Source organism: Haloarcula rara (assembly GCF_029338235.1).
Lineage (GTDB): Archaea > Halobacteriota > Halobacteria > Halobacteriales > Haloarculaceae > Haloarcula > Haloarcula rara.
Map to the genome: position 1 here is coordinate 1,460,546 of NZ_CP119785.1, position 23,015 is coordinate 1,483,560.

General features: G+C 67.1%; 22 protein-coding genes. 11 read left to right on the forward strand and 11 right to left on the reverse strand.

Translation table 11 applies throughout. From position 1 onward, the window contains the following. Positions 1–79: 79 nt before the first annotated feature. From P1K32_RS07770 to P1K32_RS07780, 3 genes are all read right to left on the reverse strand, one after another. Positions 80–829, reverse strand: a complete 750-nt coding sequence (locus tag P1K32_RS07770) for a DUF7345 domain-containing protein (protein ID WP_276252100.1) — start codon at positions 827–829, stop codon at positions 80–82. Between the two features lie 3 nt (positions 830–832). Then, positions 833–1,576, reverse strand: a complete 744-nt coding sequence (locus tag P1K32_RS07775; protein WP_276252101.1) for a hypothetical protein — start codon at positions 1,574–1,576, stop codon at positions 833–835. A 134-nt stretch (positions 1,577–1,710) separates the two neighbouring features. Further along, a complete protein-coding gene (locus tag P1K32_RS07780; RefSeq protein ID WP_276252102.1) occupies positions 1,711–2,784 on the reverse strand; it encodes a helix-turn-helix transcriptional regulator in 1,074 nt (357 codons plus the stop codon). Between the two features lie 91 nt (positions 2,785–2,875). Between P1K32_RS07780 and P1K32_RS07785 the strand changes: the two genes are divergently transcribed. Then, on the forward strand, positions 2,876–3,064 hold the full coding sequence (locus tag P1K32_RS07785) for a DUF7554 family protein (RefSeq protein ID WP_276252103.1): 189 nt from the start codon (positions 2,876–2,878) through the stop codon (positions 3,062–3,064). Between the two features lie 92 nt (positions 3,065–3,156). Further along, positions 3,157–3,666 (forward strand): 2'-5' RNA ligase family protein, encoded by a 510-nt coding sequence (locus tag P1K32_RS07790; protein WP_276252104.1) that lies wholly within the window; start codon positions 3,157–3,159, stop codon positions 3,664–3,666. A gap of 109 nt (positions 3,667–3,775) precedes the next feature. On the opposite strand, the gene P1K32_RS07795 is transcribed toward P1K32_RS07790, so the two are convergent. Further along, complete coding sequence (locus P1K32_RS07795) at positions 3,776–4,141, reverse strand: hypothetical protein (protein WP_276252105.1); 366 nt, start codon at positions 4,139–4,141, stop codon at positions 3,776–3,778. Positions 4,142–4,309: 168 nt separating this feature from the next. On the opposite strand from P1K32_RS07795, the gene P1K32_RS07800 reads away from it, so the two are divergent. The 3 genes from P1K32_RS07800 (at position 4,310) to P1K32_RS07810 (ending at position 8,668) form a co-directional block, all read left to right on the forward strand. Then, the gene (locus tag P1K32_RS07800; RefSeq protein WP_276252106.1) at positions 4,310–4,732 is read left to right on the forward strand and encodes a PPC domain-containing DNA-binding protein; all 423 of its coding nucleotides are present in this window, start codon (positions 4,310–4,312) and stop codon (positions 4,730–4,732) included. Beyond that, entirely contained in the window at positions 4,732–8,361 is a 3,630-nt protein-coding gene (locus P1K32_RS07805; protein WP_276252107.1) for a DNA polymerase II large subunit, read from the forward strand. The genes P1K32_RS07800 and P1K32_RS07805 overlap by 1 nt, the downstream gene beginning before the upstream one ends. Before the next feature lie 97 nt (positions 8,362–8,458). Continuing rightward, positions 8,459–8,668 carry a hypothetical protein gene (locus P1K32_RS07810; protein WP_276252108.1) on the forward strand — a complete coding sequence of 70 codons (210 nt, stop codon included), beginning with the start codon at positions 8,459–8,461 and terminating at the stop codon, positions 8,666–8,668. Positions 8,669–8,690: 22 nt separating this feature from the next. Here P1K32_RS07810 and serA read toward each other — a convergent pair whose 3' ends face one another. Together serA and P1K32_RS07820 are read right to left on the reverse strand one after the other, a co-directional pair. Then, entirely contained in the window at positions 8,691–10,277 is a 1,587-nt protein-coding gene (gene serA / locus P1K32_RS07815; protein ID WP_276252109.1) for a phosphoglycerate dehydrogenase, read from the reverse strand. 92 nt (positions 10,278–10,369) lie between these two features. Continuing rightward, positions 10,370–10,537, reverse strand: coding sequence for a DUF7556 family protein (locus P1K32_RS07820; protein WP_220588286.1), 168 nt, complete (start codon positions 10,535–10,537; stop codon positions 10,370–10,372). Positions 10,538–10,951: 414 nt separating this feature from the next. Between P1K32_RS07820 and P1K32_RS07825 the strand changes: the two genes are divergently transcribed. Genes P1K32_RS07825 through P1K32_RS07835 form a run of 3 tightly spaced genes read left to right on the forward strand, consistent with a single transcriptional unit; the run spans position 10,952 to position 14,158 of the window. Continuing rightward, positions 10,952–11,797, forward strand: a complete 846-nt coding sequence (locus P1K32_RS07825) for a CBS domain-containing protein (protein ID WP_276252110.1) — start codon at positions 10,952–10,954, stop codon at positions 11,795–11,797. Next, a complete protein-coding gene (glyS, locus tag P1K32_RS07830; RefSeq protein WP_276252111.1) occupies positions 11,794–13,566 on the forward strand; it encodes a glycine--tRNA ligase in 1,773 nt (590 codons plus the stop codon). Before P1K32_RS07825 ends, glyS begins: the two co-directional genes overlap by 4 nt. A gap of 1 nt (position 13,567) precedes the next feature. Beyond that, on the forward strand, positions 13,568–14,158 hold the full coding sequence (locus P1K32_RS07835) for a dolichol kinase (RefSeq protein ID WP_276252112.1): 591 nt from the start codon (positions 13,568–13,570) through the stop codon (positions 14,156–14,158). On the opposite strand, the gene P1K32_RS07840 is transcribed toward P1K32_RS07835, so the two are convergent. Together P1K32_RS07840 and P1K32_RS07845 are read right to left on the reverse strand one after the other, a co-directional pair. Then, on the reverse strand, positions 14,155–15,033 hold the full coding sequence (locus P1K32_RS07840) for a UbiA family prenyltransferase (RefSeq protein WP_276252113.1): 879 nt from the start codon (positions 15,031–15,033) through the stop codon (positions 14,155–14,157). The genes P1K32_RS07835 and P1K32_RS07840 overlap by 4 nt on opposite strands. Before the next feature lie 39 nt (positions 15,034–15,072). Next, entirely contained in the window at positions 15,073–16,761 is a 1,689-nt protein-coding gene (locus P1K32_RS07845) for a histidine kinase N-terminal 7TM domain-containing protein (RefSeq protein ID WP_276252114.1), read from the reverse strand. A gap of 136 nt (positions 16,762–16,897) precedes the next feature. Between P1K32_RS07845 and P1K32_RS07850 the strand changes: the two genes are divergently transcribed. Then, positions 16,898–19,387 carry a DEAD/DEAH box helicase gene (locus P1K32_RS07850; protein WP_276252115.1) on the forward strand — a complete coding sequence of 830 codons (2,490 nt, stop codon included), beginning with the start codon at positions 16,898–16,900 and terminating at the stop codon, positions 19,385–19,387. Between the two features lie 88 nt (positions 19,388–19,475). Further along, a complete protein-coding gene (locus P1K32_RS07855) occupies positions 19,476–20,024 on the forward strand; it encodes a redoxin domain-containing protein (RefSeq protein WP_276252116.1) in 549 nt (182 codons plus the stop codon). Here the strand turns inward: P1K32_RS07855 and P1K32_RS07860 are convergent. Next, positions 20,021–20,830: an Sjogren's syndrome/scleroderma autoantigen 1 family protein gene (locus tag P1K32_RS07860; protein ID WP_276252117.1), complete on the reverse strand. Its 810-nt coding sequence runs from the start codon at positions 20,828–20,830 to the stop codon at positions 20,021–20,023. The two genes, P1K32_RS07855 and P1K32_RS07860, sit on opposite strands and share 4 nt — an antisense overlap. 140 nt (positions 20,831–20,970) lie before the next feature. Here P1K32_RS07860 and mdh point away from each other — a divergent pair, with 140 nt between their 5' ends. Then, positions 20,971–21,885 carry a malate dehydrogenase gene (mdh, locus tag P1K32_RS07865; RefSeq protein ID WP_276252118.1) on the forward strand — a complete coding sequence of 305 codons (915 nt, stop codon included), beginning with the start codon at positions 20,971–20,973 and terminating at the stop codon, positions 21,883–21,885. Between the two features lie 111 nt (positions 21,886–21,996). Here mdh and P1K32_RS07870 read toward each other — a convergent pair whose 3' ends face one another. Then, positions 21,997–22,629: an OapC/ArvC family zinc-ribbon domain-containing protein gene (locus tag P1K32_RS07870; RefSeq protein ID WP_276252119.1), complete on the reverse strand. Its 633-nt coding sequence runs from the start codon at positions 22,627–22,629 to the stop codon at positions 21,997–21,999. Then, positions 22,629–23,012, reverse strand: coding sequence for a DUF2073 domain-containing protein (locus P1K32_RS07875; protein WP_220588297.1), 384 nt, complete (start codon positions 23,010–23,012; stop codon positions 22,629–22,631). The genes P1K32_RS07870 and P1K32_RS07875 overlap by 1 nt, the downstream gene beginning before the upstream one ends. Between the last annotated feature and the right edge of the window lie 3 nt (positions 23,013–23,015).

Below are 23,015 nucleotides of genomic sequence, written 5' to 3' on the forward strand. Positions count from 1 at the left end.
CAGTCCGCGTCATGTATCAGCGACTACTGTAGGTCGCGTACAAATAGCTTCCGAGTCGAAAGGAGCATGTGCCGTGTTCTCACTCGCGACGACGGGCCAGCAGCGCTGTCGCGAACAGGGCGATAAGCGCACCGACTGCGCCGAATCCAGGGCCGTTCCCATCCGTGGTTGTGACCGGCGTCCGGTCAGAGGCAGGCGTCACGCTCGTCTCCCCATCCGGTGTGACGGCCGGCCCAGTCGTCGAGGTCGCGACCATGCTGAACCCGTTCAGGTCCGCGTCGGCGTCGTAGACCACTCGCCCGTCAGTCGTGTTCGACGGCCCGGGCGAGACGCTCTCCAGATTGTATTCCCCCGGCAGGACGACGACGAACTGCCGGTCGGGCTCGAAGCCGCTGGCGAAGGGTTCATCGAGCGTCAACATCCCATCTTCGGCCGCGGCGAGCCCCTCCCAGGTGACCGAGAACGTGGCGACACCGGTCGAGTCCGACTTCGAGAGGGAAAGCGAGCTGTCGGTCACGGCCATCTCGCGGTCGGTCCGGTTCTCGGTGCTGTCGGCGACGCTCGCCCAGCGGCTACTCTGGCGGGCCTCGTAGACGCTCCGGGCGGTCTCGTTCGTCTGGAGCTCTTCGAAGGCGGCCTGCTCGCTCTCCTCGTCCAGGTCGAACGTCGAGACGACCGTTATCGCCGCGTCACCGTCAGTAGCGAGGTCGACAGTCAACGACTCCTCCGGGGCGTCACCGGTCTGGACCGCACCGGCCGGCGCCACGGCCGCACCGACCAGCACGGCCGCGAGCACGACACTCGTCAGCAGCGTCTGTCTGACACGCATTACCTAGGGTTTGGGGTCGGGGTTTGTAGTTTCGTTGGCCGACTCGGTTCCCGAGCGGTCCGTGTCGCCGACCGTCGAGCCGTCAGTGTCGCTCCGGTCGGTCCCCGCGTCGGTCCGGTTGCTATCGCCCGCGGAGCGGTCGGCGGCCTCGCCGGCGCCGATGTCTTTACCCGCGCTGTCGCCGGCGACCGACCGGGCTATCTCGGCCGTCTCCGGGCCGGTCAGGTTCGCCGCGCGGTCCGAGAGCGCCCGGATGGCGTCGACGTTGACGCCGTTTTCCTCGAGCGTCTCGGCGGGGAGTTCACTCGCCGTCGCGTTGGTCTGGTTGACGAGTCGCTCGGCGTTCTTGCTCTCGGCGTGGAGCGTAGCGGTGCGGGACCGGTACTCGCCCTCGCTCATCGAACCGTTGTCGCGCGCCTCCTTGAGTCGGTCTCGCCGCTCTTCGAGCTCGCCGAGCCGCTCGCTCGTCCGGTTGAGTTGGTCGGCCAGGACGGCGGCCTTCGCGTCCGAGCTGTTGGCCCGGTCGACGCGGATGTCGTAGGCGCGTGAGTCGACGTCGCCGTCGAGTTCGGCGTCACCGACGGCGACGACGCCCGAGAGCTGGGCGCCGGGTGCGGCGGTGTCGTTCTCGCTGGTCTGGTTGGTCTCCGTTTCGGCCTCGGTCTGCTGTGCCATGACCGCCGGGACGGCGGCGACGGCGCTCACCACGAGCAGGAGCGCCAGCACAGCGGCAGTGGGTCGTCTCATCACATCCACTGCTTGGCCCCCGACCAGTATATAAACAGCCGACGTTCACTCCGCTTTGGCGCCGATTAAGTCGGATTAAACCGGCTGACAGCGGTGGGTTCCGCTGAGAGTGGGGGTGAAGCGACGATAGCGTATTATTGGTCTTCGGGTCCGTCGTCCACGTCGTCGGTGAGGTCCGTGTCCGGAAGGGTCACCACGTTCTCCCGCCCGATGCGGAACGTCTCCACGTCGTCGTCCTCGCGGAGGCCGCCGATGACCTGGCTGGTCTTCGCGGCCGTCCAGTCCAGTTCGCTCGCGACGCGCTGTTGCTTGATGCGGCCGCCGTTCTCGCGGAGGAGTTTGAGCACCTGTTCCTCGTTGCTGAGTAGCTCCGCGGGCGGCGACTCGTCGGGGTCGCTGTCCCCATCAGTCGCCGCCGGCTCGCCGCCCGACTCACCGGCCGTACCGCCAGCAGCGCTGTCGCTGTCGTCGGCGCGGACGTACCGGTGGACGGCGTACCCGAGGGCGGCGAGCACCAGCAGCGGCAGCAGTACCCCGAGAACGAGCGGCCACACGCCAGTCTGCATGACGTCGTCCTGGAACGGCTGGGACTCGTTGGTGACGACGACGCTGGGTTCGTCGTCGCCGAAGGACTGGCGCCCGCGCCAGGTGACCGACCGGTCGCGCTCCTCGTCGGGCGACGGCCGGACGTTCGCGGACCGGTACTCGGCGGGCCACCGCATCGTCAGGGAGGTGTTGCGGTCGAGATACAGCCCGGCGACGGCGTCACCGGCCCGAATGTTGGTGTCGTTGACAGCGGCGAAGTTCGTCCACCGGAACTCGTAGGTGACGACACCGTAGGACTGGCCGACGCTCTCCTGGGCGGTCTCGACGGCAACGTCGTCGATAGCCATCTCCCGACCGGTGGCGTCCTCGCCGACCCGGACAGTGGTGGTCATCCGGTCGCGGAACCGGTCGGTGTAGACGGATTCGTTCGCCCGGATGTCCGCCTGTAGCTCCTCGAAGGCCTGCTCCTCGCTGTCGTCGGCCAGACGAACGCGATAGTCGATGGTCCAGACCGCGTCGCCGTTGGCCGCGATATCGGCCGTCATCACGACCACGTCTGCGTCGACGGACTGCTGGGAGAGGCCGCCGAAACCGGCGCCGGCAGCCGTCGGTGCCAGTGCCGCAAGCACCAGGACCACCGCGACCGCGCTCACTTGTCGCATGTGTTTGTTCCGTTTTCCCGTCACCAACTATAGGGCTTGTTGCCACCGGCGGGCCACAAGGGGTTTGCCCGTTCCGCGGAAACTGCCGGCAATGGCACGTGGCAAAATCGACGTCGACACACTGTTGAAGATACTGCTGGTCCTGATTGTGGTGTGGATAGCGCTGGAGGTCGTCGGCGAGGTGCTCGGCCTGTTCGCGTGGCTGCTCGGCCCGCTCCAGCCCCTGCTCGGAGTCGTGCTGATTATCCTCATCGTCCTCTATCTGACCGGCCGGCTCTGAGCGGAGCCTCCGGCTCGGCGAGGGTCGGGAGACGCACGGCGTCTCCAGGAACTGAGCGGGCGCTTTTTAGCCTCGCCGCGACTCGCTCCGGTGTGTACAGCCTGAACGTCTCGCTTCCGTCGTCGGTGACCCGGCTCGCGGGCCGGCTGGCGCGTGAGCTCCCCCGGGCGCAGGCCCGACCGCGCGGGGAGCATACCCTCGTTGTCAAGCGCCTCGGCGGCGGGGACCACGCGGCCTACGCCCGGCTCGAGGCCCGCGCTCGCGACGTCGTCCGCGGGACCGCCCCCTTCGAGGTGCGTGTCACCGGCGTCGACTGCTTCGAGACGGCCGAAACCGGCCCCTCGCCGGTCGTCTACCTGGCCGTCGAGAGTCCCCCGCTCCGGGCGCTCCACGAGCGGTGCTGTGGGGCGTTCGACCCCGTCGCGGGGATGGAAGGCCCAGAGTACGTCCCCCACGTGACGATCGCGCGCGGGGGCGACCCCGCGGCGGCCCGGCGGCTGGTCGAGCGGGATATCGACCCCGTCACGTGGACCGTCGAGGAACTGGTCTTCTTCGACGCCGAACGGGGCCAGCCGGTGAGTCGAGTCTCGCTGCCGGCCTGATACTGGCGGCTGTCGGAGACGAACCGATGGCACCGTTTCCCGGGAGGCGACAGACCGAGCGACGATATCGGCACAACGGACGGTCCGGATGCGCGCTGTCCGCCGGCGTTCAGGCGGGCTGGGCGCGTATCGAGCGGTCGTCGACGACCACCGCGGCGTCGACAGCGGGAAGCGCACGCGCTACCGCGGTCGCCTTGCACTCGTACTCGGCGACGACGCGCCACTCCGTCACGCCGCTGGCCGCGGCCGCCCGGGCGCCCCGGACCACCGCGTCGTGGAGGGCATCACCCAGCGGGTGTTCGACGTCGACGAGCATCGCCACCCGGTCGACGCCGCCCCTCGAGACGGCTCGCTCGATAGCGCCGTACAGCCGGTCGGCCCCCCGCTCGTCGAGCGTGAGCCGTCGCGGCAGGTCGACGACAGCGGTCCCCTCTTCCACCCTGACTTCCCATTCCAATTCCCCCACGTTTGCCATCGTTTCAGGGCTAACGTCCCGGATATATAAAATTATTCTATAATAATAAATCAGGAAAACATCATATTTCGTACCGACTAGCGGACCGTCCGAGAGCGCGCCGGAGACCGACGAGGCGCCACCGGAACGTAGCAACGTTTTTCCCGTCGCCCACCTTCCCAGTCGTGTATGGATTATCGGTCCGTCGAGACAGCACAGGAGTTCGTCTGCCGGCTGGACCACGGCGCGGACTGGCGCGCCGAAATCGAATCGCTGGCCGACGCCGAAGGGATCGACGCGGCCTTCTTCTACGGGCTGGGTGCGGTCGAAGACGCCGAAGTGTGGTTCTACGACCAGGATAGACAGGAGTACGACTCGATGGTCTTCAGCGAGCCCCTGGAGGTCGCCGCCTGCGTTGGCAACATTTCGTGGCTCGAAGACGAACGCTTCGCCCACACCCACGCCGTCCTCTCGCGGCCCGACGGCGAGGCCATCGCGGGGCATCTCGACAGCGCGACCGTCTGGGCCGGGGAGCTGTACGTCAGGGCCTTCGAGACGACACTGGAGCGGGCCCACGACGAACCGACCGACCTCGACCTCTGGGAGCTATAATGCGAGAGGCCGACGAGCGCTACTTCGAGCGGCTGGAAAGCGAGCTCGACACGGCCATGGACGTCGCCGAGCGCGCCCGCGAGCGCGGGGGCGACCCGAAACCCGAAGTCGAGATACCGACCGCCCGCGACATGGCCGACCGCGTCGAGAACATCCTCGGCATCGACGGCGTCGCCGAACGCGTTCGCGAACTTGAAGGCGAGATGTCCCGAGAGGAGGCCGCCCTGGAGCTCGTCGACGACTTCGTCGAGGGCACCGTCGGCGACTACGACACCCGCGAGGGGAAAGTCGAGGGTGCGGTCCGGACCGCGGTCGCCCTGCTGACCGAGGGTGTAGTCGCGGCCCCCATCGAGGGTATCGACCGCGTCGAGTTGCTCGAGAACGACGACGGCACTGAGTTCATCAACGTCTACTACGCCGGGCCCATCCGCTCTGCGGGTGGGACCGCACAGGCACTCTCTGTGCTCGTGGCCGACTACGCCCGCGCGCTGCTTGGCATCGAGCAGTACGAGGCCCGCAAGGAGGAGATCGGTCGCTACGCCGAGGAGATAGACCTCTACGACAAGGACACCGGGCTCCAGTACTCGCCAAAGGAGAAGGAGACGAAGTTCATCGCCGAGCACATGCCCATCATGCTCGACGGCGAGGCCACCGGTGACGAGGAGGTCTCGGGCTATCGCGACCTCGAACGAGTGGACTCGAACTCCGCCCGCGGCGGGATGTGTCTCGTCCTCGCCGAGGGTATCGCGCTGAAAGCGCCCAAGATTCAGCGCTACACCCGCAACTTAGACGAGGTCGACTGGCCGTGGCTCCAGGACCTCATCGACGGGACGATAGGGGAAGACAGCGGGGGCGAGGCCGGGGAGGCAGAGGACGGCGGCGACGGTGAGGGAGAGAGCGACGGCGAGACCGCCGACGGTGACGACGGCGAGGAGCGGGCCGGCCCACCGCGGGTCGAACCGGCCAAGAAGTACCTCCGGGACCTCATCGCCGGCCGCCCGGTCTTCTCCCATCCCTCGAAATCCGGCGGCTTCCGGCTGCGCTACGGCCGCGCACGGAACCACGGGTTCGCGACCGCCGGGGTGCACCCGGCGACGATGCATCTGGTCGACGACTTCCTCGCGACGGGCACACAGATAAAGACCGAGCGGCCCGGGAAAGCCGCCGGCGTGGTCCCCGTCGACAGCATCGAGGGGCCAACAGTGCGGTTAGCGAACGGCGACGTCCGCCGCATCGACGACGTCGCGGAGGCCCGCGAGGTCGGCAACGGCGTCGAGAAGATTCTGGACCTGGGCGAGTATCTCGTCAACTACGGCGAGTTCGTCGAGAACAACCACCCGCTCGCGCCGGCCTCCTACACCGTCGAGTGGTGGGAACAGGACTTCGAGGCCGCCGGCGCGGACGTCCAGGCGATGCGGGACGATCCCGGCATAGACCTGGCCGACCCGAGCGCCGCCGAGGCGCTTGCCTGGGCCAGCGACTACGATGCGCCGCTGCACCCGAAGTACACCTACCTCTGGCACGACGTGACCATAGAGCAGTTCGGGGCACTGGCCGAGGCCGTCGAACTGGCGGACGTGACCGCGACGGATGGCGCCGTCATGGAAGACGGCGCGGCGGCCGCCGACGGCGACCTCGTCCTCGAGAACACCGACCTCGTCCGGCAGGCACTCGAACGCCTGCTGGTCGAACACACGCAGGCCGAGGACCGGCTGGTCGTCACAGACTGGCTCCCGCTGGTCCGGACACTCGGCTTCTCGCGGTCCCTGGAACGGGACTGGACTCTCGAGGATATCTCCGAGCACGCGAAGACCTACGGCGAGCAGGAGGCGGCCGACGCCATCGGCTACGTCGACGACGAACTCGGCGACGAGGCGGGCCGCAACGCCATCGAGGCGGTCAACGAGATATCCCCCTTCGAGGTCCGCGAACGGGCGCCCACTCGCATCGGCAATCGGATGGGGCGCCCCGAAAAGTCCGAGAGCCGGGACCTCTCGCCGGCCGTCCACACGCTCTTTCCCATCGGTGAGGCCGGCGGCTCCCAGCGGGACGTGGCCGCCGCGACCAAACACTCCGAATCGATGACGGAGACGCCGGGCCGCGTCGAGGTCGAGGTGGCGAGACGGCGCTGTCCGGAGTGTGGGACCGAGAGCCACGAGGCCCGCTGTCCCGACTGCGATTCGCTTTCCGAGACCATCTACGTCTGTCCGGACTGTGAGATGGAGGTCGAGCCCGACGAGTCCGGCCGCGCGGAGTGCGACCGGTGCGAGACGCTCGCCTCACCGACCCAGTACACGGAACTCGACTTGCAGGCGATATACCGCGACGCACTCGAAAACGCCGAGGAGCGCGAGACGGCCTTCGAGACGCTCAAGGCGGTGAAGGGACTCACCAGCGAGGCAAAACTCCCCGAGCCCATGGAGAAGGGTATCCTCCGGGCGAAACACGACGTCTCGGCGTTCAAGGACGGGACGGTGCGCTACGACATGACCGACCTCCCCGTCACGGCGCTCAGACCCGCGGAACTCGACGTCGACCCCGACCGGTTGCGCGCGCTGGGCTACGGGACCGACATCCACGGCGACCCCCTGACCCATCCGGACCAGCTGTTCGAACTCAAGGTCCAGGACATCGTCCTCTCGAACGGCGCCGCCGAACACATGCTCCAGACCGCCGACTTCGTCGACGACCTCCTGGCGCAGTACTACGACCTCGAGAGGTACTACGAGTTCGACGACCGCGACGACCTCGTCGGCGAGCTCGTCTTCGGGATGGCGCCACACACCAGCGCGGCGACAGTTGGCCGAGTTGTCGGATTTACGAGTGCTGCCGTCGGCTATGCGCATCCGTACTTTCACGCCGCTAAGAGGCGCAACTGCGATGGTGATGAAGATTGTGTGATGCTTCTCATGGATGGTTTGTTGAATTTCAGTAAATCATATCTTCCTGATAAAAGAGGCGGCCGCATGGACGCCCCGCTGGTCATGTCCTCCCGTATCGACCCGAGCGAAATCGACGACGAGGCCCACAACATGGACATCATGGAGCGGTACCCACGGGAGTTCTACGAGGCCACGCGGGAACTCACCGCCCCCGAGGAGGTCGAGGACATCATGACCATCGCCGAGGAGAACCTCGGGACCGACCGCGAGTACACCGACTTCCGGCACACCCACGACACCACGAACATCGCCGCGGGGCCGGACCTGTCGGCGTACAAGACGCTGGGGTCGATGGAGGAGAAGATGGACGCCCAGTTGCACCTCTCGCGGAAACTGCGCGCGGTCGTCGAAAGCGACGTGGCCGAACGCATCATCGAGTACCACTTCCTGCCGGACCTCATCGGCAACCTGCGGGCCTTTTCGCGCCAGGAGGTGCGCTGTCTGGACTGCGGCGAGAAGTACCGGCGGATGCCCCTGACCGGGGACTGCCGGGAGTGTGGCGGCCGGGTGAACCTCACGGTTCACGAGGGCTCGGTCAACAAGTACATCGACACAGCCATCCGGGTCGCCGACGAGTTCGGCGCCCGGGACTACACTAAACAGCGGCTCCAGATTCTGGAGACGAAAATCGAGTCGGTGTTTCAGAACGACCACAATAAACAGTCGGGCATCGCCGACTTCATGTGACCCGACCCTGCCAACACAGGCCGCTGACGGCCGCAAGACGACCGTACGACGGCCGTCCGATGGGTGCTTTAGTCACTCGAATCTAATCAGTCATGGTATGACAACCCACCCCGAGAGAGTGGCATCACCCCAGTCACCGAGCCTCCCCGACCGCCGCGAACGGCGGGCCGTTTCGACCACTGTCCAGGAGTTACAGGTGGCGATTCTGGAGTGCCACGTCGCCGCGCTGGAGCAGGAACTGGAGGCCGAGCGAGAGCGTCGGCAGGCCGTCGTCGACCGCTACGAGCGGCTGCTGGCCGAGCGGTGAGCACGAAAACAGAGTGCTGGGCCTACTCGTCGCCCAGCGCGACGTAGGTGGTCTCGATGATACGGCTGTCGTCGTTCAGTCGGTCGATGAGGTCGCCGGCGGGCTTCTCGTCCAGATTGTAGATGGACAGCGCCTCGCCGCCGATGGTCTCGCGGCCGTTGAACATCCCGGCGATGTTGATGTTCGCTTCACCGAGCGCGGTGCCGATGAAGCCGATGGTGCCCGGCTCGTCCTTGTTCCGGACGACGAGCATGTGGCCGTGGGGGACCGCCTCGATGCGGTGACCGTCGATGCGGACGATGCGGGACTCCTCGCCGCCGAACTGGGTCCCACAGACCGACACCGACTCCTCGCCGTCGGAGACGGCGACGGTGATGAGGCTCTGGTAGTCCTCGGCCGAGGAGGTCTTGGACTCGGTCACGTCGATGCCCCGTTCCTCGGCGATCTGGGGCGCGTTGACGGCGTTGACCTGGATATCCGAGGGCGCGAAGACGCCTTCGAGCGCGCTGGCGGTGACGTACTCCACGTCCTCGTCGGCGATGTCACCGGCGTAGGTGACCTCGACGCTGCTCATGTGGCCGTCGAACAGCTGGACGGCGATGCGACCCGCCGTGCTGGCGAGTTCGAGATAGGGCTCGACCTGTTCGAAGGTGGCCCGGTCCAGCGACGGGGCGTTGAGCGCGTTGGCGACCGGCTGGCCGTTGGCCGCGGCGATAATCTGGTCGGCCGTGGAGGTCGCGACGTTCTCCTGGGCGGCCTCGGTCGAAGCCCCGAGGTGGGGCGTGACGATGATGTCGTCGACGGAAAGGAGCGGCGAGTCCTCGGGCAGGGGTTCCTCGCCGAAGACGTCCAGTGCGGCGCCGTTGAGGATGCCGTCTTCGACGGCCTCGGCGAGCGCGGGCTCGTCGATGATGCCGCCGCGGGCGCAGTTGACGACGTAGCCGTCCTCGAGCAGGGCGAGTTCCTCCTCGCCGATCATGTTCTCGGTCTCGGGGGTCAGGGGCGTGTGGATGGTGACGAAGTCCGCCGCCTCGAGGCAGTCCTCGAGGTCGTCGACGAGTTCGGCGCCGAACTGCTTTGCTCGCTCCTCGCTGATGTAGGGGTCAAAGGTGACGATGTCCATCCCGAGGTTGCCCAGGCGCTTGGCGACCTGCTGGCCGACGCGGCCGAAGCCGACGACGCCCAGGGTCTTGTTGTTGACCTCGGTGCCGAGGAACTCCCCTTTGGCCCACTCGCCGCCCTTGAGGCGGTCGTGAGCCTGCGGGATGGAGCGAGCGGTGGCGAAAGCCATCGCGACGCTGTGTTCGGCGGCGGCGCGGACGTTCCCGTCTGGGGCGTTCGCGACGATGACGCCGTGTTCGGTGGCGGCGTCGATGTCGATGTTGTCGACGCCGATACCGGCGCGACCGACGATGATGAGCTCGGAGGCGGCCGAGAACACCGCGTCAGTGACCTCGGTGCCAGAGCGGACGATGAGCGCGTTGGCGTCCGAGACCGCGTCGAGCAGCGCGTCGCCCTCGACGTCGTAGGCTGTGACAACTTCGTGGCCCGCCTCGCGTAACCGGTCGAGTCCGGCGTCTGCGATGGGGTCTGTAACGAGTACCTTCATACCGGACCGAACTTACTGGGACGGCATAACGCTTGTTTTCTGCGCGCGTTGTTGCCACTGCTGGCGGTGGAACGGAGAGAAAACGAGACGAGCTACCGCCACTCGGGGAGCGAGGCGGCGTCTACGAGCGGGAGTGTCATGTACGCGTCGTCGGTCGAGACGTCGGCGATGATGAACGTGTCAGTCGGCCCTTCCTCGACGGAAGCCATGACCTCCGATTCGGCAGCAACCTTCGCTGGGGCAACCGTATCCGGCTCCATGCATGAGAATATGTAACACCCGTATATAAAAACTGCGGAATCCATGGACAACGCGGCGGTAGTATCACAGATATGAGTTATATCCGGTGATAATCAATGACTGAAACGAGTGGCTGATTCGACCCAAGTAGTCGATTTCTGGGACCGACACTGGAGTATCACGTTCTTATCGATAGTATCTGGGCCCTGTCGGGCGCGTCCGCTCTGTCGAGTCGACAGGTCAGTCTCCCGGCCAGAACAGCGGGTCAAGAGCGGACAGCGGGGGGATTCGGTCGATGTAGGGCACCTCCGACCGGCCGGCGTCGACGGGTCCGACCGGTCAGCGTCGGGTGCGTCACCGCGGGGGGCGAGTTCGGCGACGGCACGGCCCCGATGTTAACTACTTAGTAGGTGCGGGGCGGAGCTTTGGCCAGTATGAACGTCGCAGACGCTATGACGCCGCGCTCGGAGGTCGTCACGGTCGAAATCCCGGGCACCCGTGACGACGTGCTGGAGTATCTCCAGGAACGGAAGTTCTCCTCGGTCCCCGTCATCAAGGAGACCGACGACGGCGAACAGTTCCGCGGGCTCATCTCCCGGGACGCGCTCATCGACCGGCCCGACGAGGACCAGCTCGCGATGCTGGTCGAGGAGGTCCCGACCATCACTGCCGACGCCACCATCGAGGCGGCGGCCAAGCTGATGCTCACCGAGGAGGAGCGACGCGTCCCGGTCGTCGACGGGCGGCTGGAAGGCATCATCACGATAACGGACGTCGTCCACGCCATCGCCAACGGCGACACCGACGGCGACAGCGAGGTCGGCGACCTGGCCCGCAGCGACATCAACTGCCTCTATGCCGGCTCGCCCCTGACCGTCGCCGAACGGGAGCTGTCCTACGCCGAAGTGCCCTACGGCGTCGTGCTCGACGACGAGGGCGAGATGACCGGGATGCTCACGGTCGTCGACATCATCGACGTCGCCCGCGTCGTGGAGGGGGAGGACGACACCGGCGACTCCATCGCCAACCAGGACGACGACTGGGCCTGGGAGGGCATCAAGGCCGTCGGCGGGCGCTACATGCCAACCCGGAACGTCGAGATTCCGGTCGAGCCCGTCAGCGAGTTCATGACCGGTGACGTCGTCACCGTGTCCCGGCGTCGCACGGCCATGGAGGCCGCCCAGCTGATGATAGAGCACGACATCGAGCAGATTCCGCTCGTCTCCGGGGACGAGCTCGTCGGCATCGTCCGGGACGTGGACCTCCTGGAGGGCCTATGAACGAGGGCGATCGCCTGACAGAGCTGGCCAAACGACGAGGGTTCTACTTCCCCGCTGCGGGCGCCTACGGGGGCGCCGCCGGCTTCTGGACCTACGGCCCGCAGGGCGCCGCGCTGAAAGACAACGTCGAGGACGCCTGGCGGGACCGCTTCGTCGTCCAGGCCGGCCACCAGGAGATATCCGCGCCGGACGTGATGCCCGAGCCCGTCTTCGAGGCCTCTGGCCATCTGGACGGTTTCGACGATATGATACTCGAATGCAGCGAGTGTGGCGCCACCCACCGGGCCGACCACATCGTCGAGGACAACACCGACATCGAGGAGGCCGAGTCCCTGCCCAACGAGGAGGTCATGGATATCATCGCCCAGCAAGGCATCGAGTGTCCCTCCTGTCAGGCCTCCCTGGCCGGCGAGCCGGTCGACAACTTCAATCTCATGTTCGAGACGAACATCGGCCCCGGCACCTCCTCGCCGGGCTACCTGCGCCCCGAGACCGCCCAGGGCATCTTCGTCGAGTTCCCCCAGCTCGCCGAGTACGCCCGCAACCAGCTCCCATTCGGGGTCGCCCAGATAGGCAAGGCCTACCGCAACGAGATCTCCCCGCGCAAGTCGCTCGTACGCGTACGCGAGTTCACACAGGCGGAACTCGAACACTTCGTCGACCCCGAGGAAGACGAGCCGCCGCTGGAGACCGTCGAAGACGTCGAGCTACCCCTCTACTCGGGCGAGAGCCAGCAGGCCGACGACGGCGGCGTCGAGCAGCTGACGGTGCGTGAGGCCGTCGATTCCGGCGTCATCACCAGCGACTGGGTCGCCTACTATCTTGGCATCGCCCGGGACTGGTACGAGCGCATCGGTATCGACATGGACCGGTTCCGCTTCCGCCAGCACCTGCCCGGCGAACTGGCCCACTACGCCTCTGACTGCTGGGACGCCGAGGCCGAGATCGACGGCGACTGGATCGAGATTACCGGCTTCGCCTACCGGGGCGACTACGACCTGCAGAAACACGCCGAACACTCGGGCCAGGACTACACCGTGTTCAAACAGTACGACGAGCCCATCACGGTCGAGCGGCCCACCGTCGACCCCGAGATGAGCTACCTCGGGCCGGAGTTCGGCGGCGACGCACAGGCGGTCGCCGACGCACTCGAAGCGCTGGCCGAGAGCGACCCGGATGCCTTCGAGGGCGAGGAAGTCAGTGTCGAACTGGACGGGGAGACGGTCACGGTTCCGGTCGAGCAGACCGGTTTCAGCGTCGAGGAGATGACCGAGAACGGCGAACACATCACCCCTCACGTCGTCGAACCCTCCTTCGGCGTCGGCCGGCTCATCTACACCGTGCTGGCCCACGCCTACCGGGAGGACGAGGTCGACGGCGAGGAGCGGACCTACCTCGAACTCCCGCCCGAGCAGGCCCCGACCACGGTTGGCGTCTTCCCGCTGATGGATCGGGACGGCCTGGGCGAGTACGCCCGGGAACTGGCCGAGGCGCTCCGACGGGCCGGCCACTCGGTCACCTACGACGATTCGGGCGCCATCGGCCGTCGGTATCGTCGGCAGGACGAGATCGGGACGCCGTACTGCGTGACGGTGGACTACGAGTCGCTGGGCGAGCCGGAGGGCGACGCCGACTCCGACGACCTGCAGGCCGACACCGTCACGCTCAGGGAACGGGACTCCACGGCACAGAAGCGGGTTCCAATCGACGGCCTGGCCGAGGCCGTCCAGCAACTGGTCGACGGCGACCTGTCGTTCGACGACCTGTAATATGACCGACGAGGTCGCCAGACGGCTCGTCCACGCAACGGGCGCAGCGGTGCCGCTGGGCTATCTGTTCGGTGGCGACCTCGTGAACTGGCGGGTCGTGCAGCTGTTTCTTTCGGTCGCCCTGGTCGTCGTCGTCGTCCTCGAGTTCCTGCGGCTGTCGGTCGGGCTGGACTGGGCCATCTACGAGCGGCTCACCCGCGAGTACGAACAGGACAACCCGGCGGGATACGCGCTGTACATCGTCGGGATGGCGGTGGTCGCCTGGGCTGTCGCCGTCGGCCTGCCGATTTCGGTCGCCGTCCCGGCGATGCTAATGCTCGCCATCGGGGACCCCATCAGCGGGCTGCTCGGGTCGACCGAGGCAAGCAGCGTCAAGCAGCTGTGGGTGTTGCTCGTGATGTTCGGGGTCTGTACGCTGCTTGCGGCGCCGTTCGTCCCGATGGCGGCGGCGGTACTGGGCGGGGTCGCGGCCACCTTCGCCGACGGCGTCAAACCCACTATCGCCGGCTACGTCGTCGACGACAACCTCTCGATTCCGGTGCTTGGCGCCGTCGCGATGTGGGTCGGCCTCGTCGCCGTGCCCGGGCTCTAGGCCAGCGCAAGCGCTACCAGCCCAAGCAGGAGATACTCGCCGTCCTTGGCCAGACAGAGCGCGTCCATCCGGCCGGTCTCGCCGAGGAACCACGTCAGGCCCAGCGAGTAGCCCAGCACGGGGAGGGCACCGAGCGCGACCAGCGCCACCGGCGGAACAGTCATCAGGGTGACGAGCAGCGCCAGTGAGCAGCCCTCGAACAGCGCCAGGAGTTGCCTGGTACGGGGAACGCCCAGCACGACCGGGAGCGTGTCGACACCGGTTGCGGCGTCGCCAGTGACGTCACGGACGTTGAACACCTCGACCGAGACGAACGTGCGCAGGTAGACGAACAGACAGACCGCAATCGCGACCGGGCCGACCGCCCGACCCGCAAAAATCAGAGGGACACCAGTCACGGTCACGGCCCAGGCGAGGGCGACGAGCGTTGTGTTGACACCGAGGACGTCCTTCAGCCGCCGGCCGCCGAATGTGACGGGGAGACTGTACAACAGGGAGGCCCCGAGCGGGACACAGGCGACGGCCAGCGCGACCGGCCCACCGCCCAACCACGCGATGGCGGCGCCGAGCGCGAACGTTCCGACGGCGAGGAACGCGACGACGGCCGGATGGCTGGCGACGAACGAGGAGTGGTCGGGGCTGTTGATGGCGTCCTCTTCGAGGTCCGCGAGGTCGTTGGCGGTGTAGACGGCGAAAGAGACCAGGCCGACGACGACCGCGGGCAGCGGCGTGGCGACGCCCAGCAGCGCGCTCGCGAATCCGGTCTTGGCCGCCGCGACGGCGCCCTGGACCAGGCGGAACTGCTGGGCCCAGCGGACGAGTGCCCCGAGTTGTGCCCAGTCCCGGTCGGTCTGGTATTCACTGTGTGCTTGCATCGTCTCGCGGTACGCGTCGGGGGACCGTCATTACCGCCCCTAAGCGTTGGGGTCGGTCTCGACGGGCGAGAGGGCGCGGTCGAGGGCGAATCGGACCTCGCTCCCGCCCGCGGCCGAGGGCTCGAAAGTGAGCTCGTGGCCCGCCTGCTCGACGAAGCAGTAGACCAGCCAGAGCCCCACGCCGGCGCTGTGCTGGAGCGGGGTCTCCCCGTCTTCCAGGATGCGGCGTTCAGTTTCGGGGATACCGGGCCCGTCGTCGGCGACGGCGACGTGGACCAGTCGTTCGCTGACAGTGACAGTGACGGAGACCGAGGGCGCGGAATCGTGGTTATGCTGGATGGCGTTCTCGACGAGGTTGGAGAGCGCCGCCTGGAACCCTGTGGGACACCGGGCGAACACGCCGTCCGGGCAGTCAGTCGTCACCGCGGCGTCGGGGTACCGGTCGGCGTACCGGGTCGCGACGGCCCTGACGGTGCGGGTGACGTCGGTCGGACGGGCGGGTCGGCCGCCGGTGACGATATCCTGAATCGTCCGGAGCTTCCCGCTCGTCTCGATGATGTCGGTCGCGCTGGCGTCGATGGCCTCGAGATGCGGTCGGTCGGTCTCGTCGGCGCCGTCGCCCAGCAACTCGACGTGGCCCACGATGATGTTGATGCGGTTGGCCATGTTGTGCCGGAGGACGCGAGAGACCAGCTGGAGGTGTCGTTCCCGGCGCTGCTGTTCGGTGACGTCCGAGAGGACGACCGTCCAGCCCAGATGGTGGGGGCCGTCGGTTATCGGCGAGAGCTGCACGGAGAGGTAGGTCGCCTCCTCGCCGTCGGCGTCAGCGATTGTCGTCGGCGTGGTCGTATCGAAGAGGTCGCTCGCGTCGTCGACGACCGTCTCGATGTGGTCGCCCCGATGGGCCGACAGCGCCGGGAGCAGCGACGCGGCAGTCGGGTTGTAGTCCCGGACCCGGCGCTTCGAGTCGAGGATGACCATCCCCTCGCTACTCTGCTCGACGGCGGTATCCCGGGCCACGGGGATGATGTCGAACAGGTCCAGTTGCATCGAGACGGTGGTCGCGACGCCGAAGATAGCCAGTCCGACGGGGGTGTAGTCCAGTCCCGGTATCGGTGCCCGGTCGAACACCGAGACGAGGTTGACCAGCAGCGGGAGCGAGGCCCCGACAGTGACGAGCATCATCGGCGTCGTGTTGTAACGGCTCCGGAGGTGGAGGTTCACCAGCGCGTACACGCCCGCCGCGAAGTGACAGTAGGCCAGTCCCACGTAGAGGAAATACAGCGGCCCGAGCCCCTCGTGGACGTAGTGGGGGAAGACGGCCGTCGAGAGGGTTATCCGGTCCCAGAACAGTCCGTGGACCGGGTTCGTCAACAGCCCGACGGCGAGCGCGAGCAGCGAGACGACGACGTAGGCGGTGAGGGCGCGCTGGCGGTGCCACCGCCGGCCCGTGTACTGGGAGGCAAACACCAGAAAGAGCAGAGCGAAGGCGACGCCCATCGGCAGTTCGAGCGCGACCAGAAACCGCTCGACGATGGGGGGCATGGTCAGCTTCGCGACGGCGCTGAACGACCACAGCGCCATCAGCACCAGCAGGGAGATAAACGAGCGGATGCCGCGGTTGGGGAGCTGCGAGGCGCGGAGATACAGTGCCAGTCCGAGGAGAGCGAGCCCGGAGACGACGAAGAACGCGACGAGCGCCGCCTCGACCGGCGTTACCGGGACCATGCAATCTATACAGTACAGCCGGGCAAAACTCTTTCCGACAACTGTATTATTGAACGATTGTGCATATACATCGACCGTTTCCACTTCCACCGCGCTACCTGAACCCTTAACCTCCGCCGGGGACTACGCCACGCCAATGGCGACCACCGCCGACGGGGAGTTCCTCGAGCAGCCGCTTGTCACTGACGGCTTTCTGGAGAACCGCCGGTACCAGGTCGAACTCGCCGACACGGCGAGCGGAGACCACGCGCTGGTCTGTCTCCCGACGGGGCTGGGCAAGACGGCCGTCTCCCTGCTGGTGACGGCCCGGCGACTGCACGAGGTGGGCGGGAAATCGCTCCTGCTCGCACCGACCAAGCCCCTGGTACAACAGCACGCCGAGTTCTACCGCGAGGCCCTGACGATTCCAGACGAGGAGATCGTCGTCTTCACCGGCGAGGTCCGCCCCGACGACCGGGCCGCCCTGTTCGAGGACGCCACCGTGGTCATCGCGACCCCGCAGGTCGTCGAGAACGACCTCGTGGGCAACCGCATCGACCTGGCGCACGTGACACACTGCACCTTCGACGAGTGCCACCGCGCGACCGGCGACTACGCCTACAACTACATCGCCGACCGCTACCACGCCGACGCCGCCGACCCGCTCGTCACCGCGATGAGCGCCTCGCCGGGCGACGACGAGGAGGCCATTCTCCAGGTGTGTGAGAACCTCGGGCTCTCGGAGGTCGCGGTGATGACCGAGGACGACGCCGACGTCGCCGAGTACACCCACGACACGGACGTCGACTGGAAACGCATCGACCTCCCGGAGGTCGTCATCGAAATCCGGGACGCCATCAACGAGGTCGTCGCGGACCGGCTGGCACAACTCAAGGAGCTCGGCGTGACGAACAAGTCCTCGCCGGACCTCTCGGAGCGGGACATCCAGGGGATGCAAGCGGAGCTCCGGAAGCTGATGAACAACGACCAGAGCGAGGGGTACCAGGGGATGAGCCTGCTCGCCGAGATACGCAAACTGCGGACCGCCGTCACCTACGTCGAGACCCAGAGCGTCGAGTCCCTGCGGCGGTACTTCGAGCGGCTGAAGGAGGCCGCCCGCTCGTCGGGGGCCTCGAAAGCCGACCAGCGCCTCGTCAGCGAGCCCAAGATTCGGGAGGCGATACGGAAAGCCGAGCGCTACGACGACCTCCACCCCAAGTTCCGCCAGACCAGAATGCTGCTGGCCGAGACGCTCGGCATCGAGAACGGGGAGCGCGTCATCGTCTTCACGGAGTCCCGGGACACGGCCGAGACGCTGGTCGAGTTCCTCTCGAATCACTTCACGACCCAGAAGTTCGTCGGGCAGTCAGACACCGACGGCAGCGAGGGGATGACACAGACCGAACAACAGGAGACCCTGGAACGGTTCCGCAGCGGCGAGTTCGAGGTGCTGGTCTCGACGTCGGTCGCCGAGGAGGGACTGGACGTCCCGGAGGTCGACCTCGTGCTCTTCTACGAACCGGTTCCGACCGCGATTCGGGCCATCCAGCGCAAGGGCCGGACCGGCCGCCAGGCCGAGGGGCGGGTCGTCGTCCTGCTGGCGACCGACACCCGCGACGAGGCGTACTTCTGGAAGGCCCGCAACGACCAGAAGCGAATGAAAACGGAGCTCAACGAGCTGAAAAGTGTGGCCGGGGAACTCTCGGCCGAGCTGGACCAGACCGGGCTGGACGACTACGAGGACAGCGGGGCCGAACAGCAGGCGGGCTCGGAACCGGGAAGCGAGGCGACTGGGGCCGCCACCAACGGCGGTGCCAGCGCCGACGGCGGGCAGGCCGGACTGGACGCCTTCGCCGGCGAGGATATGACGGCCCAACAGCGCGAAGCCAGCGCCGACAGCGACGCCGCGGACGGCGAAAGCGCGGCCGACAGCGACACCGCAGACGACGGGGGAGACGACGACGGGCTGGTCGCCAAACCGGTCGGCGACGACGAGGCCGTCGAAATCGTCGCCGACCAGCGCGAGCTGGACTCGACCATCGCCCGGGACCTCTCGACGCGGGCGGGCATCGAGACGCGCCTGGAGACGCTGGCCGTCGGCGACTACGTCCTCTCGGACCGCGTCGTCGTCGAGCGAAAGACCGTCTCGGACTTCCTGGATACGCTGACCGGCGGCGACCGGTCGATGTTCGAGCAGGTCGGCGACGCCACCCGCAACTACGCGCGCCCCGTGGTCGTCATCGAGGGCGGGGACCTCTACGGCGAGCGCAACGTCCACGCGAAATCCATCAACGGCGCGCTGGCCTCCCTGGCCGTGGACTTCGGGGCGAGCGTCCTCCGGACCGACGACGAGGCCGAGACCGCCGACCTGCTGGAGACCATCGCGACCCGCGAACAGGACGACGGCGACCGCGAGGTCAGCGTCCACGGGGAGAAACAGTCCAAGACGGTCGCCGAGCAACAGGAGTACGTCGTCGCCTCGGTCGCGGAGGTCGGTCCGGTGACCGCCCGCAGTCTGCTCGAACACTTCGGCAGCGTCGAGGCGGTGATGACCGCCACCCACGACGACCTGCTCGCGGTCGACGGTATCGGCGAGGTCACGGCCGAGCGCATCCGCTCGGTCGTCGGCAGCGCGTACGAACCCTGATATATCAGACAAAAGCGTCTCCCTGTCCGCTAGCTGATAGGAAGTTTCATTTGCCAGTGCGTTCCAGGCGCACGGGAGGGGTCAGACCGTGGACGAACACGACAGTCACCAGTTCGATTTCGAACTCCCGAACGTGGGTCGCGGGGGCGAGACGGTACAGTGCTGCGAGCTGTTCGCCGACAGTGACTCCCTGCTCGTGGTGTTGCTGGGGAGTCACTACTGTTCACGGTCCCGAGAGCTCGTCCGAGCCCTGTCCGAGCGCAACGACGCGTTCCGCAGGCGAGCCACGACGGTCGTTCCCGTGTTGCCCGACATCCGCGAGCGGGCCAGGCTGTGGGACCGGCAGTACGACCTGCCGTTCCCGATGCTGGTGGACCCGGCGACCGACGGGGACAGCGAACCGGCGAGCGAGCGTGACGACACCGACACCTTCGAGACGTTCGGGCCGCTTCAGCAGTCGGTGGCGTCGCTCCCGGCCGTCGCGCTCTGTCGCCCCGAGGACGACGGGCTCCGGGTCGTCGCGACCGCGACCGAAGCGGAGCAGGACGTGCCAGTCGTCGAGTCACTCCTGGGATTCCTCGACCGTCACCGAACCGCGGACGCGACGTCGACCGGCAATACGCCGGTCGACAGCTAGAAGCGGACGGCGTCGAGCGCCTCGGCGGCCTCGCGGGCCGCTTTGAGATGTTCGCGAGCGGTGCGTGGGTCGTCGGTGTCGGCGGCCCGCTGTGCGAACCGATGGACCGTCTCCGCGAGTCGCGACTCGGCAGCCGACAGCTCCGCCGTCACCGAGTCCTCGGCGCCGCGGGCGGCGCGCTGGCCAGGGGTGGGGCTGTCGGGGGCCGGCGCCGTCTGTTCGCTGCCGGCGTCTGCCTCCGTCGGTCGCGACGCCCCGGGCGTCCGGTCCGGGTCCGCCGAGGGAATCTCCCGGGGAGTGTCACCCGTCGACCCCGCGGCGGGCGGCTGTCCGGCTGCGTCTGTCGACGTGTTGGCCGCGTCCGCATCGCCGTTCGGAGCGGTTCGGTCGGCTGTCTCCGCATCACCGTTTGCGCCGGTTCCGTCGGCTGTCTCCGCATCACCGTTTGCGCCGGTTCCGTCGGCCGTCTTCGGAGCCCCGTTCGCGGACTGTTCGTCGGCGCCGTCTCCGAACTGGACCGTGGCCTCGTCGCTGGGGTCGGCCACCTCGATGTGGTCGGCCTGGTCGTCCACGTCCTCGTCACTCTCGCCCTGGTCGCGAGCGACCGGTTTCTGACAGGTGGGGCAGAACTCCTGGCCATCGTAGCGGAAGATAGGGTCGCCACAGTCCGTACAGTGGGCGTTGGTCATCGTCGCGCCCTTCAACAGCAACTCGCTCATCTGCTCGGTCGCTTTGCGCTTTTCCTCCTCTTTCCCGTACTTCTCGCGGAGTTTCTCGCGCTCGGCTTCCTTGTCGAAGTCGCTCATATGCGTGGACAGACGGGCGAGCGGATTAGGGCTTGCGGGCCGGCGACGCGCCGTGACGAGCGGCCGGAACGGACCACCCAGCCCGGGACCGAAAGCGAGGAGAAGTGTTTACGTTCACTCGGCTACCAGTGCAACACGGCATGACAAAGGTAAGCATTGTCGGTGCGGCCGGAACCGTCGGTGCCGCTGCGGGCTACAGCATCGCCCTTCGTGACATCGCCGACGAACTCGTCTTCGTGGACATTCCCGACAAGGAGGAAGACACCGTCGGGCAGGCCGCGGACACGAACCACGGAATCGCCTACGACTCGAACACCCGGGTTCGACAGGGCGACTACGCCGACACCGCCGGCTCCGACGTGGTGGTCATCACGGCCGGCATCCCGCGCCAGCCTGGTCAGACCCGCATCGACCTCGCGGGCGATAACGCCCCCATCATGGAGGACATCCAGTCGTCGCTGGACGAGCACAACGACGACTACGTCTCCCTGACGACGTCCAACCCCGTCGACCTGCTGAACCGCCACCTCTACGAGGCCGGCGACCGGCCCCGCGAGCAGGTCATCGGCTTTGGCGGCCGGCTGGATTCGGCTCGCTTCCGCTACGTGCTGGCCGAGCGCTTCGACGCACCGACTACCAACGTCGAGGCCACGATTCTGGGCGAGCACGGCGACGCACAGGTCCCCGTCTTCTCGAAGGTCCGCGTCGACGGCCGCGACCCCGACTTTTCGGCCGACGAGCGCGAGGAGATTCTGGGCGACCTCCAGGAATCGGCCATGGACGTCATCGAGCGCAAGGGCGCGACCGAGTGGGGGCCGGCCCGGGGCGTCGCCCACATGGTCGAGGCCATCCTCCGGGACACGGGCGCGGTGTTCCCGGCGTCGGTCAAACTCGACGGCGAGTTCGGCCACGAGGACACCGCCTTCGGTGTACCGGTCCGCCTGGGAAGTAACGGTGTCGAGGAGGTAATCGAGTGGGGGCTGGACGACTACGAGCAGGAGCTGATGGCCGAGGCCGCCGAGAAGCTCCAGGAGCAATACGACAAGATAGCCTGAGGGCACCACTCGGAGAGAGCGGCCCCCGGTTTCAAGTCGAACCGGAAACCGACCGCTATAGAACTGATTCGAGCCACACACGACAGCACGGAAAGCGAACGGCGGCCCAGTTTACTCCTGAATCGGCTCGGGCACCTGAATGGAGTAGCGGCCGTCTTCCTCCAGTGCGACGATGTACTCCTCGCGGTCGTACAGCTCCATCAGGTTCAGCTCGTACTGGCCCGGCGCGACGACCTTGACCGACTCGAACTGGTTGTTCAGCTCCTCGCGCAGCTCCTTGAGGTCAGGCCGGTCGCGCGTGTCGTCGGCCGACGACTCCGAGGCTGCCGCGTCGGCGCCTGCCGGCTCGAACTGGTGGTCGCCCTCGGGAGTGTGGTCCGGAAGCTCGTCCGGCGAGACGACCTCGCCGCGGGCGCTCGCCTGCGCGGCGTCTTCGGTGTCTGTCGGACCGGCGGCTATCTGGCTGTCCGCTGTCTCGGGCTGGTCGGCACCGACGGAGGGCTCGTCGGTGCCCCCGACGATGTCCCGGACCGTCGCCGCCGTCTTCCCGACCGTCTTCGCGACGGTGCTGTTTCCGCCCGGCGGTTCGGGCGGCTCGGGTGGTTCCGTGTCCGTCGGCGGCGAGTTGTCGGCCCCCTCCGGCCGGAACTGGAACTTGTTGCCGCCGCAGTTCGGACAGCCAGAGAGCATCTCCTGGGAGCCGTCCTCGAACCCGCGGCCGCAGTTCGTACACTGGTGTGGCATTATTTCCGTGAGACCAGCGCGCTGATGAGGTTCTTGTCCTTGTGGAGCGTCTCTATCTGGTTTGCCGGACCGATGACCGTGAGCTTCTTCGTCGACTCCTTGCCCATGATGCGGTCGAGCAGGCTCGCGTCGGCGGCCTCGGACTTGGGGTAGGTCTCTATCTCGATGCCGTTGAACTCGTCGGGGCTGATCTCAGTCATCGTCACTTCGATGAGCCGGGACTCCTCGTCTGGCGAGAGCCCCTCCTCGAGAATGACGATGTTGCCATCGCGCACGCCGTCGAGGATGAGCCGAATCTTCTCCATGGACGTAAGCCCGTCCATGCGCTCCCCGCTGATGAGGTCGATCTGGACGCCGTCGCTTGGGTCTTTCACTTCTGCCATTGT

What these genes read in the sequence shown, in the direction of transcription:
- P1K32_RS07770 (WP_276252100.1), bottom strand. Translation starts at nt 829, where the DNA reads ATGCGTGTCAGACAGACGCTGCTGACGAGTGTCGTGCTCGCGGCCGTG.
- P1K32_RS07775 (WP_276252101.1), bottom strand. Translation starts at nt 1,576, where the DNA reads ATGAGACGACCCACTGCCGCTGTGCTGGCGCTCCTGCTCGTGGTGAGC.
- P1K32_RS07780 (WP_276252102.1), bottom strand. Translation starts at nt 2,784, where the DNA reads ATGCGACAAGTGAGCGCGGTCGCGGTGGTCCTGGTGCTTGCGGCACTG.
- P1K32_RS07785 (WP_276252103.1), top strand. Translation starts at nt 2,876, where the DNA reads ATGGCACGTGGCAAAATCGACGTCGACACACTGTTGAAGATACTGCTG.
- P1K32_RS07795 (WP_276252105.1), bottom strand. Translation starts at nt 4,141, where the DNA reads ATGGCAAACGTGGGGGAATTGGAATGGGAAGTCAGGGTGGAAGAGGGG.
- P1K32_RS07800 (WP_276252106.1), top strand. Translation starts at nt 4,310, where the DNA reads ATGGATTATCGGTCCGTCGAGACAGCACAGGAGTTCGTCTGCCGGCTG.
- P1K32_RS07805 (WP_276252107.1), top strand. Translation starts at nt 4,732, where the DNA reads ATGCGAGAGGCCGACGAGCGCTACTTCGAGCGGCTGGAAAGCGAGCTC.
- P1K32_RS07810 (WP_276252108.1), top strand. Translation starts at nt 8,459, where the DNA reads ATGACAACCCACCCCGAGAGAGTGGCATCACCCCAGTCACCGAGCCTC.
- serA (WP_276252109.1), bottom strand. Translation starts at nt 10,277, where the DNA reads ATGAAGGTACTCGTTACAGACCCCATCGCAGACGCCGGACTCGACCGG.
- P1K32_RS07820 (WP_220588286.1), bottom strand. Translation starts at nt 10,537, where the DNA reads ATGGAGCCGGATACGGTTGCCCCAGCGAAGGTTGCTGCCGAATCGGAG.
- P1K32_RS07825 (WP_276252110.1), top strand. Translation starts at nt 10,952, where the DNA reads ATGAACGTCGCAGACGCTATGACGCCGCGCTCGGAGGTCGTCACGGTC.
- glyS (WP_276252111.1), top strand. Translation starts at nt 11,794, where the DNA reads ATGAACGAGGGCGATCGCCTGACAGAGCTGGCCAAACGACGAGGGTTC.
- P1K32_RS07835 (WP_276252112.1), top strand. Translation starts at nt 13,568, where the DNA reads ATGACCGACGAGGTCGCCAGACGGCTCGTCCACGCAACGGGCGCAGCG.
- P1K32_RS07840 (WP_276252113.1), bottom strand. Translation starts at nt 15,033, where the DNA reads ATGCAAGCACACAGTGAATACCAGACCGACCGGGACTGGGCACAACTC.
- P1K32_RS07845 (WP_276252114.1), bottom strand. Translation starts at nt 16,761, where the DNA reads ATGGTCCCGGTAACGCCGGTCGAGGCGGCGCTCGTCGCGTTCTTCGTC.
- P1K32_RS07850 (WP_276252115.1), top strand. Translation starts at nt 16,898, where the DNA reads ATGGCGACCACCGCCGACGGGGAGTTCCTCGAGCAGCCGCTTGTCACT.
- P1K32_RS07860 (WP_276252117.1), bottom strand. Translation starts at nt 20,830, where the DNA reads ATGAGCGACTTCGACAAGGAAGCCGAGCGCGAGAAACTCCGCGAGAAG.
- mdh (WP_276252118.1), top strand. Translation starts at nt 20,971, where the DNA reads ATGACAAAGGTAAGCATTGTCGGTGCGGCCGGAACCGTCGGTGCCGCT.
- P1K32_RS07870 (WP_276252119.1), bottom strand. Translation starts at nt 22,629, where the DNA reads ATGCCACACCAGTGTACGAACTGCGGCCGCGGGTTCGAGGACGGCTCC.
- P1K32_RS07875 (WP_220588297.1), bottom strand. Translation starts at nt 23,012, where the DNA reads ATGGCAGAAGTGAAAGACCCAAGCGACGGCGTCCAGATCGACCTCATC.